Source organism: Cypionkella sp., assembly GCF_028290025.1.
In the GTDB taxonomy this organism is placed as follows: Bacteria; Pseudomonadota; Alphaproteobacteria; order Rhodobacterales; family Rhodobacteraceae; genus Cypionkella.
Genome location: NZ_JAQGKQ010000064.1, coordinates 19,860 through 40,976 on the forward strand (window position 1 = coordinate 19,860; position 21,117 = coordinate 40,976).

At 58.6% G+C, this 21,117-nt stretch carries 23 protein-coding genes and 2 tRNA genes; 16 read left to right on the forward strand and 9 right to left on the reverse strand.

What is annotated here, in order from left to right; translation table 11 throughout:
• The first annotated feature begins 46 nt into the window (after positions 1 to 46).
• From glpX to JWS10_RS10380, 10 genes are all read left to right on the forward strand, one after another.
• Positions 47 to 1,012, forward strand: a complete 966-nt coding sequence (glpX, locus tag JWS10_RS10335) for a class II fructose-bisphosphatase (protein ID WP_299507043.1) — start codon at positions 47 to 49, stop codon at positions 1,010 to 1,012.
• 90 nt (positions 1,013 to 1,102) lie between these two features.
• Positions 1,103 to 2,845 carry a single-stranded-DNA-specific exonuclease RecJ gene (gene recJ / locus JWS10_RS10340; protein WP_299507046.1) on the forward strand — a complete coding sequence of 581 codons (1,743 nt, stop codon included), beginning with the start codon at positions 1,103 to 1,105 and terminating at the stop codon, positions 2,843 to 2,845.
• Positions 2,846 to 2,899: 54 nt separating this feature from the next.
• Positions 2,900 to 2,974 (forward strand) — tRNA-Glu (locus JWS10_RS10345).
• A gap of 1,000 nt (positions 2,975 to 3,974) precedes the next feature.
• Complete coding sequence (locus tag JWS10_RS10350) at positions 3,975 to 4,757, forward strand: lytic transglycosylase domain-containing protein (RefSeq protein WP_299477527.1); 783 nt, start codon at positions 3,975 to 3,977, stop codon at positions 4,755 to 4,757.
• Positions 4,758 to 4,810: 53 nt separating this feature from the next.
• Positions 4,811 to 4,885: transfer RNA gene (locus tag JWS10_RS10355), tRNA-Glu, on the forward strand.
• A gap of 118 nt (positions 4,886 to 5,003) precedes the next feature.
• A complete protein-coding gene (locus JWS10_RS10360; protein WP_299507049.1) occupies positions 5,004 to 5,900 on the forward strand; it encodes a LysR family transcriptional regulator in 897 nt (298 codons plus the stop codon).
• Positions 5,901 to 5,981: 81 nt separating this feature from the next.
• The gene (locus JWS10_RS10365; protein ID WP_299507052.1) at positions 5,982 to 6,395 is read left to right on the forward strand and encodes a DoxX family protein; all 414 of its coding nucleotides are present in this window, start codon (positions 5,982 to 5,984) and stop codon (positions 6,393 to 6,395) included.
• A gap of 23 nt (positions 6,396 to 6,418) precedes the next feature.
• Positions 6,419 to 7,228, forward strand: coding sequence for a VOC family protein (locus JWS10_RS10370; RefSeq protein WP_299507054.1), 810 nt, complete (start codon positions 6,419 to 6,421; stop codon positions 7,226 to 7,228).
• A 1-nt stretch (position 7,229) separates the two neighbouring features.
• Positions 7,230 to 8,168 carry a glutathione S-transferase family protein gene (locus JWS10_RS10375; protein ID WP_299507056.1) on the forward strand — a complete coding sequence of 313 codons (939 nt, stop codon included), beginning with the start codon at positions 7,230 to 7,232 and terminating at the stop codon, positions 8,166 to 8,168.
• Positions 8,165 to 8,782 (forward strand): dienelactone hydrolase family protein, encoded by a 618-nt coding sequence (locus tag JWS10_RS10380; protein ID WP_299507058.1) that lies wholly within the window; start codon positions 8,165 to 8,167, stop codon positions 8,780 to 8,782. The genes JWS10_RS10375 and JWS10_RS10380 overlap by 4 nt, the downstream gene beginning before the upstream one ends.
• 54 nt (positions 8,783 to 8,836) lie before the next feature.
• Here JWS10_RS10380 and JWS10_RS10385 read toward each other — a convergent pair whose 3' ends face one another.
• On the reverse strand, positions 8,837 to 9,310 hold the full coding sequence (locus tag JWS10_RS10385; RefSeq protein ID WP_299474476.1) for an Lrp/AsnC family transcriptional regulator: 474 nt from the start codon (positions 9,308 to 9,310) through the stop codon (positions 8,837 to 8,839).
• A 271-nt stretch (positions 9,311 to 9,581) separates the two neighbouring features.
• Here JWS10_RS10385 and JWS10_RS10390 point away from each other — a divergent pair, with 271 nt between their 5' ends.
• From JWS10_RS10390 to cysA, 5 genes are all read left to right on the forward strand, one after another.
• On the forward strand, positions 9,582 to 9,806 hold the full coding sequence (locus JWS10_RS10390) for a hypothetical protein (protein WP_299474479.1): 225 nt from the start codon (positions 9,582 to 9,584) through the stop codon (positions 9,804 to 9,806).
• 77 nt (positions 9,807 to 9,883) lie between these two features.
• A complete protein-coding gene (locus tag JWS10_RS10395) occupies positions 9,884 to 11,005 on the forward strand; it encodes a sulfate ABC transporter substrate-binding protein (RefSeq protein WP_299507061.1) in 1,122 nt (373 codons plus the stop codon).
• Between the two features lie 18 nt (positions 11,006 to 11,023).
• On the forward strand, positions 11,024 to 11,860 hold the full coding sequence (gene cysT / locus JWS10_RS10400) for a sulfate ABC transporter permease subunit CysT (protein WP_299474485.1): 837 nt from the start codon (positions 11,024 to 11,026) through the stop codon (positions 11,858 to 11,860).
• Entirely contained in the window at positions 11,853 to 12,743 is an 891-nt protein-coding gene (gene cysW / locus JWS10_RS10405) for a sulfate ABC transporter permease subunit CysW (RefSeq protein WP_299507064.1), read from the forward strand. The genes cysT and cysW overlap by 8 nt, the downstream gene beginning before the upstream one ends.
• Before the next feature lie 12 nt (positions 12,744 to 12,755).
• On the forward strand, positions 12,756 to 13,475 hold the full coding sequence (gene cysA / locus JWS10_RS10410; RefSeq protein ID WP_299474491.1) for a sulfate ABC transporter ATP-binding protein: 720 nt from the start codon (positions 12,756 to 12,758) through the stop codon (positions 13,473 to 13,475).
• A 12-nt stretch (positions 13,476 to 13,487) separates the two neighbouring features.
• Here the strand turns inward: cysA and JWS10_RS10415 are convergent, their stop codons facing one another.
• From JWS10_RS10415 to JWS10_RS10435, 5 genes are all read right to left on the reverse strand, one after another.
• Positions 13,488 to 14,456 carry a GGDEF domain-containing protein gene (locus tag JWS10_RS10415; RefSeq protein WP_299507148.1) on the reverse strand — a complete coding sequence of 323 codons (969 nt, stop codon included), beginning with the start codon at positions 14,454 to 14,456 and terminating at the stop codon, positions 13,488 to 13,490.
• A 45-nt stretch (positions 14,457 to 14,501) separates the two neighbouring features.
• The gene (locus JWS10_RS10420) at positions 14,502 to 15,089 is read right to left on the reverse strand and encodes a heme NO-binding domain-containing protein (protein WP_299507067.1); all 588 of its coding nucleotides are present in this window, start codon (positions 15,087 to 15,089) and stop codon (positions 14,502 to 14,504) included.
• 121 nt (positions 15,090 to 15,210) lie between these two features.
• Positions 15,211 to 16,770, reverse strand: coding sequence for a trimethylamine methyltransferase family protein (locus JWS10_RS10425; RefSeq protein ID WP_299507070.1), 1,560 nt, complete (start codon positions 16,768 to 16,770; stop codon positions 15,211 to 15,213).
• Between the two features lie 121 nt (positions 16,771 to 16,891).
• Positions 16,892 to 17,578: an HAD family hydrolase gene (locus tag JWS10_RS10430; protein ID WP_299507073.1), complete on the reverse strand. Its 687-nt coding sequence runs from the start codon at positions 17,576 to 17,578 to the stop codon at positions 16,892 to 16,894.
• A gap of 77 nt (positions 17,579 to 17,655) precedes the next feature.
• Positions 17,656 to 17,937, reverse strand: coding sequence for a DUF3572 domain-containing protein (locus tag JWS10_RS10435; protein ID WP_299474506.1), 282 nt, complete (start codon positions 17,935 to 17,937; stop codon positions 17,656 to 17,658).
• A gap of 133 nt (positions 17,938 to 18,070) precedes the next feature.
• On the opposite strand from JWS10_RS10435, the gene JWS10_RS10440 reads away from it, so the two are divergent.
• Positions 18,071 to 19,462 (forward strand): diguanylate cyclase, encoded by a 1,392-nt coding sequence (locus tag JWS10_RS10440; protein ID WP_299507076.1) that lies wholly within the window; start codon positions 18,071 to 18,073, stop codon positions 19,460 to 19,462.
• A 68-nt stretch (positions 19,463 to 19,530) separates the two neighbouring features.
• On the opposite strand, the gene JWS10_RS10445 is transcribed toward JWS10_RS10440, so the two are convergent.
• From JWS10_RS10445 to JWS10_RS10455, 3 genes are read right to left on the reverse strand one after another with little or no spacing between them, the layout of a single operon-like run.
• Positions 19,531 to 20,073 carry a periplasmic heavy metal sensor gene (locus JWS10_RS10445; protein ID WP_299507079.1) on the reverse strand — a complete coding sequence of 181 codons (543 nt, stop codon included), beginning with the start codon at positions 20,071 to 20,073 and terminating at the stop codon, positions 19,531 to 19,533.
• Positions 20,074 to 20,076: 3 nt separating this feature from the next.
• The gene (locus tag JWS10_RS10450) at positions 20,077 to 20,418 is read right to left on the reverse strand and encodes a dihydroorotate dehydrogenase (protein WP_299507082.1); all 342 of its coding nucleotides are present in this window, start codon (positions 20,416 to 20,418) and stop codon (positions 20,077 to 20,079) included.
• A 14-nt stretch (positions 20,419 to 20,432) separates the two neighbouring features.
• Positions 20,433 to 21,029, reverse strand: a complete 597-nt coding sequence (locus JWS10_RS10455; RefSeq protein WP_299507085.1) for an RNA polymerase sigma factor — start codon at positions 21,027 to 21,029, stop codon at positions 20,433 to 20,435.
• Positions 21,030 to 21,117: the final 88 nt, after the last annotated feature.

Consider the following 21,117-nt stretch of genomic DNA (forward strand, 5'->3'; position numbering starts at 1 on the left):
CTCGGGCTAGATCAGAGAGAATCCAATTTCCCCGCAAGGATATCCCATGGCCGACGTCACCGAATTCCAAGACCGCCTGCTTTCCCTCGGCCTCGCCCGCGTATCTGAAGCCGCAGCTTTGGCCTCGGCCAAACTGATCGGACGCGGCGATGAGAAAGCCGCTGACCAAGCAGCGGTCAATGCGATGCGTGACCAGTTGAATTTGCTCGATATTTCCGGCGTCGTGGTGATCGGCGAAGGTGAGCGTGACGAGGCTCCGATGCTCTATATCGGCGAGAAAGTAGGCACCGGAAACGGCCCAGCGGTGGATATTGCGCTTGACCCGCTCGAAGGCACCACCCTCACCGCCAAAGACATGCCGAACGCCCTCACCGTCATCGCGATGGCCCCGCGCGGCACCCTGCTGCACGCCCCCGACGTCTACATGGAAAAACTCGCCATCGGCCCCGGCTACGTCCCCCACACCGTCACCCTAGACATGCCCCCCGCCGCCCGAGTCCGTGCCCTAGCCCGCGCAAAAGGCGTCGCCGCTGATGAGATCACCGTCTGCATATTAGAGCGCGACCGGCATGAGGCTTTGATCGCCGAAGTCCGCTCCACCGGGGCCGCCATTCGCCTTATCACCGATGGCGACGTTGCAGGCGTAATCCATTGTGCGGAAAGCGAAATTACCGGGATTGATATGTATATGGGCTCGGGCGGCGCACCTGAAGGCGTGCTCGCGGCGAGTGCGCTAAAGTGCATGGGCGGCCAGATTTACGGCAAGCTTTTGTTCCGCAATGACGACGAAAAAGACCGCGCCTACAAGGCTGGCATCACCGATTTGAACCGGATTTATACCCGCGATGAGATGGTCACCGCCGACGTCATCTTCGCCGCCACCGGCGTCACCCAAGGCTCCATCCTGCAAGGCATAAAAATTGAGGGCGGATGGGTGACGACCGAGACAATCCTGATGCGCTCAAAAACCGGTTCAGTGCGCCGGATGATCTATAAAAGCCCAATGAAATAAAGGCTCAACTGATTTCCACACCGAAAACCGCGCGCAGAATTTCTCAATTTCCGCCTTGCTCCCGGGCCCACGGTCAGGCAAACCCACGCCATGACCCAACGCGCATTTCTTTCGGTGGAAACCTCGCTAACCCAACGTCGCTGGATCGGCCCCACTGACGAATCCGAACGTCTGGCAGAGGCGATGGCGCAGATCACTCGCCTGCCGCTCGCCCTCTGTGCAACGCTCGTAACCCGAGGCGTCACCCTGCAAGACGCCCCGGCTTTTCTTGCCCCGCAGCTGCGCGACCTACTGCCCGATCCGCTAAAACTGCGCGATATGCACAAGGCCGCCGCCCGCTTCCTGCATGCCGTCAAAACCCGCCAACGCGTTGCAATCTTTGCGGATTATGATGTGGACGGTGGCTCGTCGGCAGCACTTCTGATCATCTGGCTGCGCGCCATGAACACCCCGGCCACCCTTTATATCCCCGACCGCATCGACGAAGGTTACGGCCCAAACGTGCCCGCGATGGCCGAACTTGGCAGCAAGCACGACCTGATCCTGTGCGTCGATTGCGGCACGCTCAGCTTTGATCCTATCGCGGCCGCCAAATGCGATGTGGTGGTGCTCGACCATCACCTCGGCGCCGAAACCCTCCCCGCCGCCTTCGCCGTGGTGAACCCGAACCGCCAAGACGAAGACGGCGATCTGGGCCACCTGTGTGCCGCGTCCGTGGTGTTCCTGATGCTGGTCGAAGCCAATCGCCAGTTGCGCGCCGATGGCATCCAAGGCCCTGATCTTATGGCACTTCTTGATCTGGTCGCCCTCGCCACCGTCGCCGATGTCGCCCCCCTGATTGGCGTCAACCGCGCCTTCGTGCGTCAGGGCCTTAAGGTCATGGCCCGCCGCGAACGCGCTGGCCTGCGCGCCCTTGCCGACATTGCCCGCATGGATCAGGCTCCCACCTGTTACGCCCTAGGTTTCCTGCTCGGCCCGCGCGTCAACGCAGGCGGTCGCATTGGCCAAGCCGACCTTGGCGCGCGCCTGCTTTCGACAGATAATGCTTTAGAAGCAACGGCTTTGGCCGAGCGACTTGACCAGCTCAACACCGAACGCCGCGATATCGAGGCCCGTGTGCGCGAAGAAGCCCTCTCCCAAGCCGAGATGCGCGGCATGGATGGCCCGCTGGTTTGGGCCGCTGGCGACGGCTGGCACCCCGGCGTCGTCGGCATCGTCGCGGCCCGGCTGAAAGAAGCCAGCCACCGCCCCGCCGTGGTGATCGGCTTTGACGGCAACGAAGGCAAAGGCTCCGCCCGATCTGTCACCGGTGTCGATCTTGGCGCCGCGATTCACCGTTTGACTACGGAAGGCTTGCTGCTGAAAGGTGGCGGTCACAAGATGGCGGCTGGCCTCACAGTAGCCCGCGATAAGCTGGAAGCGGCGATGGAGCGTCTCGCTGAACTGCTGGCAAAACAAGGCGCGGGTGTGGGCGGCCGTGAAGACCTGCGCATCGACAGCTTGTTGATGCCGACTGCCGCAACTCCCGGATTTGTCGAGCAAATCGAGTCCGCAGGCCCGTTTGGAGCCTCTGCCCCCGCGCCACGCTTTGCCTTTGCCGACACAAATGTCGCCACCCGCCGCATCGGCGAAAAGCACCTGAAAATTTCGTTCGGCGATAGTGTCGGCGCGCGCCTTGAAGGCATCGCTTTCGGTGCCTTCAACAGCGATCTTGGCCCAGCTTTGGAAAACCCCGGCCACCAACGCTTTCACCTCGCTGGCCGACTGGAGCTGAACACCTGGGGCGGCAAGACGCGTGTGCAATTTCGTCTGGAAGATGCGGCAAAGGCTTGATTTTTCCTCTTGCGAAGCGGCATTTCTGCCCTTAAACACCGCCCGACCAACAGTGGCCCGTTCGTCTATCGGTTAGGACACCAGATTTTCATTCTGGTAAGAGGGGTTCGACTCCCCTACGGGCTGCCACTTCATTCATTTTCGTGTTGTTTTCGGCCATTAAAGCTCGGTCGCGACCAGAGCTGTCGCTGGGCTCGACAGGTGTATGCCATAAACTCACCCCTCCTTGCGGGAAACTCAGTCCGGCTGGCTTGATGATACACATCGGCAACCTCCTTTGCGTTGAATGCCCAGGCTCCCACTCCATGGTCAGTTTCACGCTGTTGGTGGAACCGACGTCTAATGATTGAAGGTCACTATCCTTTAGGTTGTACAGCTATAAAATAAACAACTCGTGATTGCAGTATTCATCCGCGCCGCCGATGATGCTAGCCTCGAATCATCCCCGAGAATCGCGGCGGTGCTGGCGTAAGACTGGAAAAGGGTCTCTCATGTTCATTGAATTTCCTGGCCTGACTGAAAGAAATGTGACGATCAATACGGCGCGCATTACGCACTTCGCGATAGCCGCTACGGCTGACACTACAGCGATATATCTGGACGCCGCCAAAGCTGACCAGCAGCTATATGTGGTCGTCCGACAAACCTATGCTGTCGTTAAATCGCGGCTGGTTGCAGCTAAAGTCCGATAGTCGTCCGGGCTTTCCAAGCACATTCCCCGGGCCTCGAGCCTTTTTTGTCATCAAATTGCTAGAGAACCTGGTCGCCATATTTGACAGGAGGCTGCGACGCGGTCGCTCGGGAAACGACGGCGCATAAATGCGCGCTGCGACTTATTGCGGGCAAATGCTCATGTTTCTAAAGAGCCCCAAGGATAGCGCATCTGTCACAGATACCCGAACATTCAAAATTGCCCTTTCGTTGCCCATGTGAAACTCAAGCTTGAGGATACGGCTTAGCAACGGAACGGCCTTCGCGGATATAGACGGGCCGAGCCAAGCGGGCTATTAAGACGGTCAAAGGCCGCGCGGGCGGTCTGGCGATTTTAGCCCCCTTGTGTCGCGCGATAGCCCGGCTATTCTGCGCCCGATATTTCATCGCTGGGTGCCCAAACGTGTTGACCAAATCAATGACTGCATTGCTCTTGTCGCTGGCGCTCGCCGCCCCAGCCTTGGCCGCCCCTTGCGGCAATACTTCGGCCGGATTTGAGGCTTGGAAGGCTGATATGGCGCAAGAGGCCAAGGCCGAGGGAGTCGGTAAAGCCGGTCGCGCGGCGCTAATGGGGGCAAGCTATTCCAAAGCGACGATTTCGGCAGATCGCAATCAGAAAAGCTTTAAATACACGCTGCAAAAGTTCCTCTCGGTGCGCGGAGCAGATGCGATCGTCTCACAAGGTCGTTCGCGCAAAAAGAAGAATCCCGATCTTTATGCCGGGCTAGAGGCGCAATATGGTGTGCCAGCGGGTGTGCTGTTGGCCATTCATGGTATGGAAACTGGCTTTGGCAATTTTATGGGCGACACGAATGTTGTCTCAGCGATTGCCACGCTGACTTACGACTGCCGCCGCTCGGATTTCTTCCGTCCGCATCTGCTGGGCGCTCTGGTGCTGGTCGATCAAGGCTCGATCAGCGCAAAATCGGTCGGGGCAAAGCATGGCGAGCTGGGCCACACCCAATTTCTCCCGGGCAATGCGTTGAATTTTGGCCAGGATGGCAACGGCGATGGGCGGATTGACCTCACCAACCTGACCGATGCGCTGGCGACCACCGCCAACTACCTGAGCCAAAAAGGCTGGCAACCGGGCCAGGGCTATCAGGAAGGCGAGCCGAATTTCGCGGTTATCAAGCAATGGAACGCCGCGACGGTTTATCAGCAAGCCATCGCGCTTATGGGCGCAAAAATTGACGGCTGACTGCCTTCACCCCCTTGCAGCCCGCGCCGCAACCGCTTAGGAAACGCCGCAGTGGCCCGTTCGTCTATCGGTTAGGACACCAGATTTTCATTCTGGTAAGAGGGGTTCGACTCCCCTACGGGCTGCCACTTACCTCCAAAATATCAGTGATCCAAAACTAACGTTGCGGATTGCCAACTGCCAGTTTGCTTCCAAATCAGCAGTAATCGCGCTAGCCTGTGCTTCATCCCCAAGTAAAGGCGCGCAATGGACAGGTTAATCGCGGAGCGTATGTTCGTTACCGTGCTTGAAACCGGTAGCTTTGCGGCGGCTGCGCTGCGTTTAGGCACCAGCTCTGGCCAAGCCTCCAAGCTGGTCTCAAAGCTCGAATCCGATCTTGGTGTGCGACTTTTGCACCGCACGACCCGCGCACTGGCTGCGACCGAAGCCGGACAGGCTTATTTCGACCGTCTGCGCGGATTGCTCGATGAGTTTGATGCGCTCGACACCCAGATCCGAAACGAAGCACTATTGCCGCGCGGAAAAATTCGCCTTAGCGCGCCGCTCAGCTTTGGCACCATTCGGCTTGCACCTCGACTTGCGGATTTCGCCAAGGTTTACCCCGAGATTGCGCTGGATGTGCATTTCTCGGATCGGCTGGTGAACCTTGTCGATGAAGGGTTCGACATGGCCGTCAGGGTCGGCAAACCCGGCGATACCACACTGATAGCACGCAAACTTAGCACGTCGCAGTTGATTGTGGCGGCATCGCCGGATTATCTGGCAGCGCGCGGTTGTCCCCAAATCCCGCAAGATTTGACCCAGCATGAATGTGTGATCGACACCAACTACCGCGACCCGAACCGCTGGAGTTTTACGCAAAATCAGCGCGTAGCGGTTAACGGGCGTCTAACGTTCTCTAACGCTTCGGCTTGTGTGATAGCCGCTGAGGCTGGTCTGGGTATAGCCTCATCACCCGATTTCGTGATGGCCGAAAGCCTTGCGTCGGGTCGGCTAATCCGCTTGCTTGCTGGTTACGAAGATCCCCCGATGGGCGTTTATGCGCTTTACCCCTCCGGTCGTCATCTGGCGCTGAAGATGCGGGTGCTGATTGATTTTCTTGCTCAAAATCTTCCGCAACCCCTTCCAAATCGGATGGAATGATCTTCCAAACTGCCGGATTATCGCGGGATTACGATTGAGCCATATTGGGATCATCACGCCAACCCATGTAGGATAATCGCTATGACCGCTCTTACCAGCCAGTCGCCAAATCGCCCGGACCTCGCAGCACTGATCCTGCGCGTCGCCCTCGGTATTCTGTTCCTCGCCCATGGTGGGCTGAAACTGTTCGGCTTTGGCCTCGCAGGCACCGCGGGTTTCTTTCAAAGCCTCGGCCTGCCCGGTCCGCTGGCATATCTGACCATCGCAGCGGAAATCATCGGCGGCGTTGCGCTGATCGCCGGATACCGTACCCGCATCGTCTCGCTTATCTTGATCCCGGTGCTGCTCGGTGCCATCGTCACCGTGCATTTCGCTGCTGGATTCTTATTTACCAACGCTAACGGCGGCTGGGAATACCCGGCATTCTGGATCGTCGCCCTTGTGGTTCAAGCCTTGCTCGGCGACGGTGCCGCATCGCTTGGCCGCCGCAAATAACCCTGAGATATTGGAGAACCGACATGTCCACTGCATCTGCACCTTTAGAAATCGGTCGTGTCGCCCTGACGGTAAATGACATCGGGCGCGTCGGTTCCTTTTATAAACAAGCGCTTGGCTTGGCGGAAATCAGCAACGACGGTGAAACCCTCCGCCTTGGCGCAGCCAACACCACGCTACTGGAACTGCGCGCCGATAAAAATGCCCGCAAGCGTTCGCCGAAGGAAGCGGGCCTGTTCCACACCGCTTTCCTACTGCCAAGCCGCGCCGATCTGGGCGCTTGGCTGCTGCACGCCTCAGAATCGCGCCTCCAATTAGAGGGTGCCAGCGATCACCTCATCAGCGAGGCGATCTATATGTCGGACCCCGAAGGCAACGGTATTGAGATCTATGTCGACCGCCCGCGCAGTGCTTGGAAGACCCAGAACGGACAGATTCAAATGGCCACCAACGGGCTCGATTTGAATAACCTGGCCGCCAACGCCACCGCCCCGTTTACCCAAGCCCCGGCTGGCACGGTGATCGGTCATGTGCATTTGCAAACCGGATCGGTGCCAGAGGCCGAGGCGTTCTACAATGGTGAATTAGGCTTTGCGATCACCACCCATTACCCCGGTGCCGCCTTCTACGGCTCGGGCGGCTACCACCACCATCTCGCAACAAACACTTGGAACAGCCGAGGGGCGGGCAAGCGCGACTTGCCTTCGACTGGGCTTGCCGACCTCGAGATTCTCGCCGATGCCGCGCCGCTTGCAGCCTTGCGTGCCAAACTTCCCGCCGCCCTGACTGATCCTTGGGGCACCCCGATCACCCTGTCGCCTAAGGGTTCGTGAGATGCTCGTTGATGGCAAATGGATGGAAAACTGGCAGCCGGTGCAGGCAAAAGACGCCGATGGCGGTTTTTTGCGCCAGCAATCCAGCTTTCGCAACTGGATCACCCCGGATGGCGCTTCTGGTTTCAGGGCCGAAGCCGGACGCTATCACCTTTACGTTGCGTTGATCTGCCCTTGGGCCTCTCGCACGCTGATTGCGCGAAAACTCAAAGGCTTAGGGTCGGCTATTACCGTCTCTGTCGTGGAGCCTACGTTGACAGATCAAGGCTGGCGCTTCGGTGATTATCCCGGCAGCACGGTCGATCACCTACACGGTGCCACCTACATCCACGAACTTTACACCCGCGCCGATCCGCAGGTTTCGGGCCGCGCTACGGTGCCGGTGCTGTGGGACAAACACACCGACACCATCGTGAACAACGAATCGGCGGACATCGTTCGAATGATGAACTCCGGTTTTGGCGATCTTGCGTCTGGGCCTGACCTATATCCCGAAGCCTTGCGCCCCCAGATTGATGCGCTGAACGACCAGATTTACCCCAATCTGAACAACGGCGTCTATCGCGCGGGCTTTGCCACCACCCAAGTCGCCTATGAAGGGGCCTTCGCCGACGTGTTTGCCACGCTCGACAGCCTCGAGTCTCGCCTGTCCGACAGCCGGACTTACCTGCACGGCGATCAATTCACCGAGACGGATATCCGCGGCTTCGTCACGCTGATCCGCTTCGATGCCGCCTATCACGGCCTGTTCAAATGCAACCAGAAACGCATCGCCGACTACCCGCATTTGCAAGCCTATATGCTGCGAGTTCTGGAGATTCCCGGAGTGCGTGAGACCGTCAGCATTGACCATATCAAGCACGGCTACTATTCGATCAAAACCCTGAACCCAGTCGGGCTTATCCCGGTCGGTCCAGCGCTCGATTGGGACAAAGCATGATTAAGCTATTGATTATGCTGCACGGAGTTGGCAGCAACGGCGCTGATCTCGCCCTGATCGGCCAACATATCGCCCAAAATATCGGCGCGGATTACGCCAGTCCTGACGCCCCATACGCATTCGATCAAGGCGGCACGGGCCGTCAATGGTTCTCGATCAATGGTGTAACCGAGGCCAATCGCCCCGACCGAGTAGCCGATGCCCGCGCAAGTTTTGACGCCACGATCAGCGAGATTATCGAAGCACACGGCCTGCAAAACCAGCTACCCAACGTAGCGCTGGTAGGCTTTTCCCAAGGCTCGATCATGGCTTTGGATGCGGTGGCCTCGGGCCGCTGGCCCGTCGGTGCTGTGGTAGCGTTCTCGCTGCGCTTCTCCAGCCCCGCCCCGCTTACTCCTGCGCTACAAACGCCGGTTCTGCTGATCCACGGCACCAATGACCCTGTGATGCCAGTGCCAGTCGCCAATCATGCCGAGGCTACGCTCACAGCCGCTGGCCTGCGCACCAAACTGCATCTGCTGCCCGGTGTCGGCCATAGCATCACGCCCGACGGCATCGCCCTTGCGCAAGACTTCCTGCGTGAGAACCTGAAGGATGATGTGCTTATGGCATAACGAAAATTCGCCCCAACACGGGGGCGAATTCTAAGCCCAATGCCTTAGACTAACCTAACGGCGCTGCGTGTCCACCGGATAGGCAGTGCCGTATTTCATCCGTTCCATCACGAAATGCGAGGTGAAATTCTTGATCGGCACCGCATCGGTCAGGCGTTTATAAAGCGCGTCAAAATCTGCCGTATCGCCGACCGAGACGCGCAGAAGATAGTCCATCTCACCGGCCATCCGGTAGACTTCCATAATCTCGGGAATGCTTTCGGTGGCGCGCATGAAAGCGTCGCGCCAGTCGGCGGAATGATCCACCGCCTCGACCTCGACGAACACCGTCAGCCCAAATCCCAACCGTGCCGGATCAACCATCGCGACCCTTGACGTGATGATCCCGGTTGCTTCAAGCCGTTGAATTCGCTTCCAGCACGGCGTCTGCGACAACCCCACTCGGTCAGCAATTTGTGCGACAGGCAGCGTCGCATCGCGCATCAACTCGGCAACAATTTTACGGTCAATCTGGTCAAGCTCGGCCATGGCCGTTCCCCTTCTGGTTCGCGCCCAAGGATGATGTAAAAATTCTAAATGTCTACTATGTTTATCGTGTAATATTCCTTTTACGCGTTAACATGTTGTTCTTAATAGATTTTTATTGATATTCCCCCTATTGTCTTTCTAACAAGAACGCGCCGGAGAATTTATTTCTAAAATCACGACCGTTTTTGGCGTTATTATTCTGTTGCTAAACTCGACTAACTCTGTCGTTATTAAAAGGGTATCGACACACTCGATCCTAAGGGAGACCACAATGTTCGCAGCGCCTCAAACAGACTTCAGCCTTTCGGCACCGATGTCCTGCGCCTATCAGGTTTCGCTGATCGACCGCCGCACCGGCCGCGCCCACCGCATCTCGGGCAGCCCGCTGGTTCGCTTCACCCGTGATCCGCAATCCGCCGTGCGGGAACTTCTCGATGGCCGCGATGTGCGGCTGTGGGAAACCCGCGTCGAGCCGTTGGACGCCTACGCAAGATGAACGCCACACCCATTCTCGGGCTGATCCCCGCAATCCCCTTTCCGGCCAAACGCCGCCCTCATCTGCAGGAGACTGAAATGCTCAACACCATCACCGTTGCGGGCACGATCACCGTCCAAGGCACTCTGAAACAGCGGCACGCTGATGGCCGCGTTACCATCACCACCGGCGAGCGTGATTTTACTGGCTTTCCCGTGCGTGAAAGCTGGCTTGGCAAAGCTGCACTAATCGCGCTGTCAGCGCTGTATCTTGGCTTTGCACCCGTGCAGCAGGCCCATGCGGAAACCTTGCTGAACGTCAGCTATGATCCGACGCGTGAGCTTTACAAAGACCTGAACGCTGCTTTTATCGCCAGCTACACAGCCGCTGGCAACGCGGCCCCGACGATTGAGGCCAGCCACGGCGGTTCGGGTGCGCAAGCCCGTGCCGTGATCGAAGGTCTTGATGCGCAAGTCGTCACGCTGGCTTTGGCCGCCGACATCGACAAAATTGCCAAAGAGGGCAAACTGCCCGCCGATTGGCAGTCGAAACTTCCCCACAACTCCTCGCCTTACACTTCGACCATCGTGTTCTTGGTCCGCGAAGGCAACCCAAAGGGCATCAAAGACTGGGGCGATCTGATCAATGACGGCGTTGAAGTGATCACTCCAAACCCGAAAACCTCAGGCGGTGCGCGTTGGAACTACCTTGCTGCTTGGGCTTGGGCTGAAAAGAACGGCAAAGACCCGCAAGCCTATGTCAAAACTCTGCTTGAGCACGTTCCAGTGCTGGACAAAGGAGCGCGTGATGCCACCACCACCTTCGCTCAACGTGGCATTGGTGACGTGCTGCTCGCTTGGGAAAATGAGGCTTACCTGGCTGAAAAGGAACTCGGTGCAGATCAATTTGATATCGTCGTCCCGTCGCTGTCGATCCTCGCCGAGCCGCCCGTCGCTTTGGTTGAAGCCAATATCCACAACGACGATCAGCGCAAGTTGGCAGAAGCCTACCTGAACTTCCTCTACACCCCCGAAGCTCAGGCTATCATCTTCAAAGACTTCTACCGTGGCTGGGATACCTCGAAAGCCGACCCAGCTGACGTTGCCCGCTTCCCTAAACTGGAACTGGTCGATATCACCCGCTTTGGTGGCTGGGCAGAAGCACAAAAAACCCACTTCGCCGACGGTGGTACCTTCGACCAGATTTACACGGCAAAGTGAGAGCAGAGAAGTGAGAGTATGAGTAGACCCCTGATCAACAGATCCCCCCTTCCCGGCATGGCTTTAAGTGCCGGGATCACCCTCACCCTGCTGTCTCTGGTGGTTTTACTGCCGATTGGCGCCCTTCTTCTGAGGGGCGCCACTGCCGGTTTTCCGGCCCTGTGGCATGAGGTGAACACTCCTCGCATCTGGGGCGCGCTGTTCTTGTCCTTCAAGCTGTCGCTTTATGCGGCCCTGATCAATCTGGTGTTCGGCGTCGCCCTCGCTTGGGTTTTGGTGCGCTACCGCTTCCCCGGCCGCCGACTGCTCGACGCCGCGGTCGATCTACCCTTCGCGCTGCCCACCGCCGTCGCGGGCATAGCACTCACCGCACTTTACGCACCAAACGGAGCCTTCGGTTCCATTGCCAAAGACCTCGGCTTCAAGATCGCCTACACTCAATGGGGCATCTTGATCGCGTTGATTTTCGTCGGTCTGCCCTTCGTCACCCGCACCGTGCAGCCCGTGGTGGAGGAAATCGAACGCGAGGTTGAAGAAGCCTCCGCAACCCTTGGTGCCACCCGCGCCTACACATTGCGCCGCGTCGTGCTGCCGATGCTCGCCCCCGCCGCGATGACCGGCTTTGCCCTATCGCTCGCCCGTGCGGTCGGCGAATACGGCTCGGTGATCTTTATCGCGGGCAACATCCCGCTGAAAACTGAAATCGCCCCGCTGCTGATCGTCATCAAACTGGAAGAGTTCAACTATACCGGGGCCACCGCGATAGGTATCGCCATGTTGTTGATTTCATTCGCAATGCTGTTGGTGATCAACGCCATCCAAGTGTTCAGCCGCCGGAGAATTGGTTATGTCTGACGTGCCCACAAACCATTGGCCTAAGCAGCCCGCCTCTGCCGCGCATCGCCCCGTAACCACCGAATCCCCCGGCTTTCGCGTGGCGCTCATCGCCGTTGTCGTTGTGTTCCTCGCGCTGCTGTTGTTCGCCCCCCTCGTCGCGGTATTCGCCGAGGCATTGTCAAAGGGCGCTGTCGAGGCCATCAAATCCCTCGCCAACCCCGAGGCAACGTCAGCGATCAAACTCACCTTGATCGTCGCCGCCGTAGCCGTCCCCCTAAACGCAGTCTTCGGCATCGCCGCCGCTTGGTTCATCACCAAATACGACTTTCGCGGCAAGGCCCTGCTGATTACCCTGATCGACCTGCCGTTCTCTGTCTCACCTGTCGTCGCAGGGCTCTGCCTTGTGTTAACCTTCGGCGCGAACACAGCCGTTGGCGGCTGGCTGGTTGCCCAAGGTTACCCAATCGTCTTCGCGCTGCCCTCGATCATCCTCGCCTCAATGTTCGTGACCTTCCCTTTCGTCGCGCGCGAACTGATCCCAGTAATGATCGAGCAAGGCAAGGCCGAAGAAGAAGCCGCGCTCACTTTGGGAGCCTCAGGCTGGCGCATCTTCTTCACCGTCACGCTGCCCAACATCCGCTGGGCGCTGCTTTACGGAGTCCTGCTCTGTAACGCCCGCGCCATGGGTGAATTTGGTGCGGTCGCAGTGGTGTCCGGCAAAATTCGCGGCCAAACCGCCACCATGCCGATTACTATTGAGATGCTGTATAACGAGTATCTTTCGGTTTCCGCCTTCAGCTTGGCTGCCGTGCTGGCATTGCTGGCGCTGGTCACGCTTACCCTGAAAACCCTGCTGGAATGGCGCTTTGCCGATCAGCTGGCCGCCGCAAATCGTTTGTAAAAGGTTCCAGTCATGCAAATCGAAATTGATCACATCTCCAAAGAGTTCGGCGCGACAGCTGCCCTGCATCCGGTATCGCTGTCGATCCCATCTGGCGCTTTGGTTGCCCTTCTTGGCCCATCCGGCTCGGGGAAAACCACCTTGCTGCGCATCCTTGGCGGTCTTGAATTTCCAACCGCTGGTCGGGTTTTGTTTGACGGATCGGACGCCACCAACATGACGGTGCAAGACCGCCGCGCCGGTTTCGTGTTCCAGTCTTACGCTTTGTTCCGCCATATGACGGTGTTTGAAAACATCGCCTACGGCCTGCGCGCTCGCAGCCGTGCCCAGCGTCCGGCAAGCGCGGAAATCGCTCGCCGCGTCACCAAACTGCTGGAATTGATCCAGCTTCCCGACATTGGTGCACGCTATCCAAGCCAGCTTTCCGGTGGCCAACGCCAGCGCGTCGCCCTCGCCCGAGCTTTGGCGATTGAACCGCGCATGCTGCTGTTAGATGAGCCGTTCGGCGCGCTCGACGCCCGCGTGCGCAAAGAGCTGCGCGCGGGTCTGCGTGAGATACATGACACCACTGGCCTCACCACGGTTTTCGTGACGCATGACCAAGACGAAGCGATGGAACTCGCCGACCTGGTTGTGGTGATGTCGATGGGCCGTATCGAGCAGATTGGCCGCCCACAAGACATCCGCGCCAAACCGGCTACAGCTTTTGTGAGAGAGTTTTTGGCAATCTGACCGCCAGAGCTTTCACGCCGTCTTCAAATCATCAGTAACGGCCGACAAATCAATATGCGGTTGATAAAACTTCACTTGAGCCCGCCCCGCCCGCTTTGCAGCATATAGCGCATTGTCTGCGTCACAAAGCATCCGCGCCGCGTCCGGTCCGTCATAAAGCGTCGAAATGGTCAACCCAATCGACGCTGATATACAGCAAGTTGTGCTTTCGAACTCAATCGGTTGCATCACCTGATCAATGATCCGTCGCGCGATCTGTGCCAGTCTGGTGGTATCCGACAACCCCGGCAGCAGCACTACGAACTCATCGCCACCGACGCGCGCCAAAGTGTCAGAGGCGCGGGTTTCCACTGCCAACGCATCCGCCACGGCGCGCAGCACGACATCGCCCGCTGCATGGCCAAAATTGTCATTAACCTGCTTGAAATAATCCAAATCGATATGCATCAGTGCAAAATCCACCCCCTGCGCAATCAGCGCCGGTAGGGCCATCTGAAGCGCGCGCCGATTGCGCAAACCTGTCAGCGTATCGGTCAGCGCCTGTTGCTCGGCCGTCGCTTTGGCGCCTTGCAGGCTTAGGTTAAGCCGCCGCAGTTCTGTCATCACCGCTTGTTTCACCTCTACCAGATACAGCATTTCGACCGCCATATCAGTCGGGGCGAAATCTGCATCGGTCAAAGCATGTTGCCGCACCGCGTCAATCAACCGGATGCCAAATGACAGGTTCAGCAAGATGCCCCCCCCTTGCGTGGGGACTGCAAGCCCGCGAAACGCATCGCCCTTGCCGCGCAAGTTGACGTGCAAACGCGCGCCCGCACGTTCGCGCAATGTCTCTATAGAAGTGATCCCCGCTGGCCTGCGCACCTCAAACACCTTCAGGAATGCGACCTTCAGCGGCAACGGCCCCTCAATCAACTTAGCGAGAGTCGGTCCCACCGAGGTGATCAGCCCTGCCGCATCAAGCCCCACGTGCATCGGCATCAACCAAGACAACGCTGTTTGCTCTAAAGCTACACCCGGCACCGCTCAGCCCACCGGCAAAGCGAGGTCAAACCGCCGCCCCTGCGAATAAGCATGGTCCAGCAAAAGCACGGCGACCAGTTCTTGCCCGCTTTCAATCCCAACATGATCCAGCACCACCAACGCACCATAATCATCGGCCATCGCCCGCAGCAGCCCAACAGTCACATGCCCCACCCCCGCGATCAGTTGCGAAACCCGCAGCAAGAATTGGCCGTTGCCCTGATCGGTCAGCGAAAATTCTGGCACCTCCAAATCCGGCAGCCCGAGACGTCCGTGTTCTTGCAAATCTTCCAGCGAGTGCAGAAAATCCAGAAAGCCCACGCCACCAAACCGCAGCAGCCGCCGCAACGCTTCCAGATTTGGATGAGAGATTAGATAAGTACCTAAATCTTCCAGCACTGTTTCGCGGGAACGCTGCAAATGCTGGGCTGCGGCCTCAATCACCGATTCCGTCAGACTTGCGTCATAAGTCAGTAGGGGTTCAAAGTTATCGAAACCTAAGCCCGCTTTGCGCGCAATCTCCATCCAAACGGCGGCACCGTAGGTGTCCCGTAGAAAACATTGGATGGAGCGATTGATCAGCCCATGCATGGCGAACTCTTGAATGATTCTCCCCCGATTTTAGTCCACGCGCGTTAACAACAAGCAAACGCATAAACGGGGTCGATCCATGCAAAAGGCCAGCGCGCTACAACGCACTGGCCGCAGTCACTTAGAAGTCGGTCGGCGCGCCGCCCTCTTGCTTACGCTTAGCCACGAATTGGCGCAGCTCTTCCTGATGAGCGCCGTTCATTTCCGGCGCTTCAAATTCAGCGATGATCTGCTTGTAGAGCCTGTGCGCGCGCTCCACCGTCCACACCGAGCCGTCCAACTGCCAAGCCTCATAATTGCGCCAATCCGATACCATCGGCGCATAAAACGCGGTTTGATAGCGGTCTTGCGTGTGCTGGCAGCCAAAGTAATGCCCGCCCGGTCCGACCTGCTTAATCGCATCAAACGCCAGATCGTCCGGCGTCACAGCAGTCACGGCATCCTCGAAGTAGCGTTGGATCATCTGCAAGACTTCGCAGTCCATGATAAACTTCTCTGGGCTCGCGATCAAACCACCCTCCAGCCAGCCCGCCGAGTGATAAACCATGTTCGTGCGGCTTTGAACCGCCGCCCACAACGCGTTGGAAGTTTCCCACATTGCCTGACCATCCGGCACATTGGCTGCACAGCAACCAGACGAGCGCAGTGGCAGCTTGTAATACCGCACCAACTGCCCGGTCATCTGCGTCGCGCGCATGTATTCCGGCGTACCGAATGCGGGCGCACCCGACTTCATATCGACGTTCGAGGTGAACGTCCCCAAAGCCACCGGGCAACCCGGATTGATATATTGCAGCAACGCCACCGCCGCCAAACCTTCGGCCAATGACAGCGTCACCGCGCCCGACATCGTCACCGGAGCCATCGCGCCCGCCAAAGTGAACGGCGTCACCACCACCGGCTGCCCGCGTTTCGCCAACCGCATCGCCCCGTCCAACATCGGATAATCGTGCTGCAAAGGTGAGACCGAGTTGATGTTGGTGTACATCCGCGGCTTCGCTTCAAATTCCTCATGGCTCAGACCGCCAGCAATGCGGACCATCTCCATCACATCCTCGACCCGCTCGGCACCCAAAGAATAGGCGTGAACCACTTTGTCGGTCAGCGTCAGCTTTTCGTATAGACAGTCCAAATGCCGCACCGAGGCATGAATATCTACAGGCTCCACCGGGTAGCCGCCCGCGATATGGATACAATTGAAGTATTGGGTCAACTTCATAAAATCTTTGAAGGTTTCAAAGTCACCCGTACGCTTGCCCCGCTCCAGATCCCACGAGTTTGGCGGGCTAGATACGTTGACAAACAGCATATGCTTGCCGCCCATGATCACTTCACGCTCGGGGTTGCGCGGCGTGATCGTGAAGCTTTCCGGAGCATGCGACAGCATCTCCATCACGAAATCTTCGTCCATTTTGACGTTGGTGCCATTCACCACGCAGCCAGCTTGCTTTAGATAAGCCACCGCTTCGGGGTTCAAGAACTCGATGCCGATTTCCTTCAAAATTCGCATCGTCGCTTTATGCACCGCCTGCACGCCGTCAGCATCCAACGGTTCCGTCGGGCGATCAGGGTTAACCGGAATCCGCCACGGCATCTGATCAAGAACCGCCGAGCCCGCCCGGATTTTGTTGCCTGCGCGGCCGCCGGCTCGGGCACGTTTGCGGTTTGCATCATCGCTCATCTGGCGTCTCCATTGTTGCGACCACAACCGTGGCCGCTCTTTGCGCCAAGATGAAGGAAACACGCCCGGTTAGCGCACCACGTTTGCGACCCAAATACGTCGTTTTTATATGTTGGCCCGCTTAGACCGCCACCAAACCGTCTATCCAAGCTTCGAGCTCGCTAATATCGCCCAGAACCACATCCGCACGGGCCTCCAGATCGGCGCGCGTGGCGATCCCCGTCAGCACCGCCACAGTCTTCATGCCCGCAGCACGGCCCGCATCCAGATCGTGCAAACTATCGCCCACCATAGCCACCCGAGCCGGGGTCAATCCACATGCCCGCACGAAAGCCAGCAATTGCCCCGGCGCAGGTTTGCCGCCAAAGCCTGAATCGCAGCCTGCCACGAAATCGAACAGCCCGAGCACCCCCGCGCCATCCAGATGTCGCCGCGCCGGAACCTCGGTGTCATTGGTCGCCAATCCCAGCTTCAAACCCCGCGCCCGCAACGCCCCAAGCACAGCTGGCAGATTGACCGCGGGCACCATCGGCGCATCGCCCGCCAATCGGTTCATCGTGTCGAGCAATTCGGCAAACGATAGTCCGGGCAGATGCGGCAGCAAAATATCCGCGATCTCGGGCGTGGTCATCGCAATCACCGGACTGTCCGGCGCAAAATCATTGTGCAAACCGTCATAACCGAGCACCGTCGCGAGCAGGCCATCACCATCGCCCAACTCGGCCAGCAGCTCGCGAGTCCAACCCCCCCAGCTGAGCCGAAAGTCAAACAGCGTGCCATCCTTGTCAAAAATCAGCGCCTCAATCATACTCGTCTCCACTCGATCAGCGCGCCGATCCCGACTTAATTTTGCCGCACCCTGACCGGGTAAAGCGGAAAACGCAATCACGTCCAGTTTGGCAAATCTCCCCCCGGCAGGCCCTGTCGCGCCTGTATTACCGCCGTATAGGGCAACCCCGCGCTGTCACAAAACCCAATCACCCGCGCATCATCTTCCATCAGAAAATCCAGTACTGCCCCCAGAAACACCGGATCACCCGCGAGCTTCGACAGTTCGTCCTGCCCAGCGCCCGTTGCGTTAAGGAATACACCGACCAGATCATCCTGCCCCAAAAGCCAAGAAAACGCTCGCAAAGCCATTGTTTCAGCAGATTCCCGCTTATTCATCGCGTTTTCCCCATGATTTAGCCACATTCGCCCCAAACTGCGCGAGCCGCTTTATGGTTTTAGAAAGGATTTCTTAACCCTTTAGACCGAAACTGGAAACATAAGGTTAATTTTCAAATCGGGCGTTTCGGTAATGGTTGGCAAGATACTCATCGTTGACGATGTTGCGACAAACCGCATCGTTATGAAGGTCAAGCTGGCTGCGGCAGGCTATACTCCGCTCGTCGCATCAGACGGTGCCAGTTGCCTTGATATTGCTATGCGCGAACTGCCGGACCTGATCCTGCTTGATTTGACGCTGCCCGATATGTCCGGTCTGCGGGTGCTTGAGGCATTGCGCGCCGAACCGTTGCTGCGGCATGTTCCGGTGGTGATGGTATCGGCAAATCAAGACGCCGCCGCGCGCTGCGCTGCTTTTCGCAGCGGCGCGGATGAGTTCCTGCAAAAGCCGCTTGAAGATCAAGTTCTATTGGCGCGCATTCGCAGTTTCATGCGCGCCCGCGATCAAGTCGAAGGCTTCTCTGCGCACCACGACGGCATCGCCATGCTGGGTCTGGCGGAAAATTCCGCCAGCTTCTGCCAACCGGGCGTAATCGCCATCATAACCGCCCGCAGCGACGTCACCTTAAAACTCCGCCGGGAGTTGGCGCCGCATCTGTGTGACCGCATCCTCGCCATGACAGCAGAACAGGCTATGACCGAAGGTCTGCATCCTAGCGCCGCGCCAGATATGTTTCTGATCGAATCTGATCTGAGCGGTCCCGGCAGTGGTCTTAGGCTAATGTCAGAATTGCGCAGCCGCACCCATACCCGACATGCTGCGTTTTGCGTGCAAACCAGCCCCGGCAGCGCCATCAGTGCGGCTGTGGCATTTGACCTTGGTGCGCATGATCTCGTGACACAAAGCATCTCAGCCGAAGAACTCGCCGTTCGTCTGGTCCGCCTGCTTGCGCGCAAGCGAGAGGCCGACAGTATGCGCGCCTCGGTGCAAGACGGCCTGCGATTGGCAATGATCGACAGCCTGACAAGTCTGCACAACCGCCGCTACGGCATGGCGCAATTGGCCGCGATTGCCGATATTTCGCGCCGCTCGGGCCAAGAATTTGCGGTGATGCTAGTTGATCTGGATCGTTTCAAATCGGTGAACGACCGTTGGGGCCATGCAGCGGGCGACGCTGTTCTCATCGAAGTGGCCGACCGTCTGACCCGCAATCTGCGCAACGGTGATCTGTTGGCCCGCATCGGAGGAGAGGAGTTTTTGATCGCCCTGCCCGACACCAGCCTCAACGACGCGCGCGCGATTGCCGAACGTCTGTGCCATGCGATAGAAGAAGCCCCGGTGCGCATCGGCGATCTCGCAGCGCCGCAAGTCACCGTCTCTATTGGCCTTGCCAGCTCCGCCGATATCGCTATGCCCAACATAAAGGACGCCATATCCGACCTGATGGAGCGTGCCGACCGCGCGCTGCTCCACGCTAAATCCGCAGGCCGCAACCAAGTCACCACCAGCCGCTCCGCTGCCTGACCCTGTTGGCAAAAAAAACCAAAGCGGAGGCAAACCTGCGCCGGCTCCAAAAGCTTAACAGCTATTCACTAAGGCGCGGCCGCGTCACTTGCGTCCTTGCCCTCAGCCTTACCCGCCTTGCGCTCAGCCGCACGGCGCAAGTGCTTTTCCAACCGATCCGCAAAAGCCAGCCGCGCTTGCGGCGTCATCGACACCAGCAGGTCGCGCATCAAATTCTGCCCAACCTCAAACCGCCCGGCCATCCGCACCCGCTGTGCTTCCATCACCGCCGATAGTTTGCCCGCGTCAAACGGCTGCGCCCGCAGCACGCCCAGCAACGTCTGCATATCCTGCTTCACCTCCTGCCGCGCTTGCCGCATCTCTGGCATCTTCGCCATCAACGCCTTGCGCAGCGCTTTGCGGTCCTCGTGGCTTAGCGCTTCGGTAAACGGGCCAAAGCCGATTTCGCGCACATTGTCGCGCCGCTCGCCGTCATGCAGAAAGGATCCCGCAAACATCCCCGCTACCGCCAAATTCAGCGCCACCGAAACCGCTAACGCAATCCGCAATCCTTTGCTGGAAGTCTTGACCACAGCCGTCTCGCTCGCCGTCTCGCTCGCCGTCTCGCTCATTGCCTATTCCTCTGCCAACAGCGCATCGACCTGCGGCATCAATTCAACCTGATCCACCGTATCCGAGGCCCACACATCCGCCACCGACCCCAACCCGTCCGGCTGCACAAAGCCGAGAAAAAGCCCCGCCACCGCAGCCGAGCCGACACCGACCAAAGACCCAGCCCCGCCAAACACCGCCGCCAGCCCCGCCAAGCACCCACCGCGACGCCGCACCGGAACAGAAACCACCGGCTGCATCTGCAAAGCCGCCGCATCACTCAAAACCCGCGCCATCAAAGCGTCAGAAGGCTGCATCGCGGCGGCCTTCGCGCTGGCAAACAGATCGTCAAGCTCATCTATCATTTCGCCACCTCGCATCATTCCGCCCCCTCATAGCCCAAAGCCGCCCGCTGGCCCGACAATATCGCAGCCAACGCCCGCTTGCCCCGCGCCGTCAGACTTTCCACCGCTTCCACACCAATCTGCAAAACTTCCGCAATCTCAGGGTTACTCAAGCCCTCGATATGCCGCAGCACCACCGCCTCACGCTGACGCTCGGGCAGTTGCGCCAACGCACCGTCCAGTGCCGCCATCCGATCCGCCTCTATCATCCCCGCGACCACGCTCATCGCGCCGTCGCTAGGTTCGGCCACATCGTCCAACGCATCAAGCCTGCGCCGCCTGCGCGCCCGCAAGCGATCAGTGCACAGGTTGGTCACCACCCGGTAAGCCCAGGTTGAAACTTTAGCCTCGCCCTGCCGCCATTCCGGCGCTACTTTCCACAACCGCAACATCGCCTCTTGCGCCACATCTTCGGCCTCAACCCGGTCCGATAGCATCCGCCCGGCATAGCCCATCACCCGCGGCAACAAGCGCTTGGTCAGCAGCCGTGCGGCATCCGGGTCTCCATTGGCATAGAGCACCACCAGCGCCTCATCGGCCAATTCTGCAAGGGTATCGCGCGGCATTGTCATCCTGAGATCGGGCTTACCCGGCCAAAGCCGGGCTCGCAACATTTCGCTCGATAGAATTGCCTTAATAACCTGACGCCCCGCACAAAGT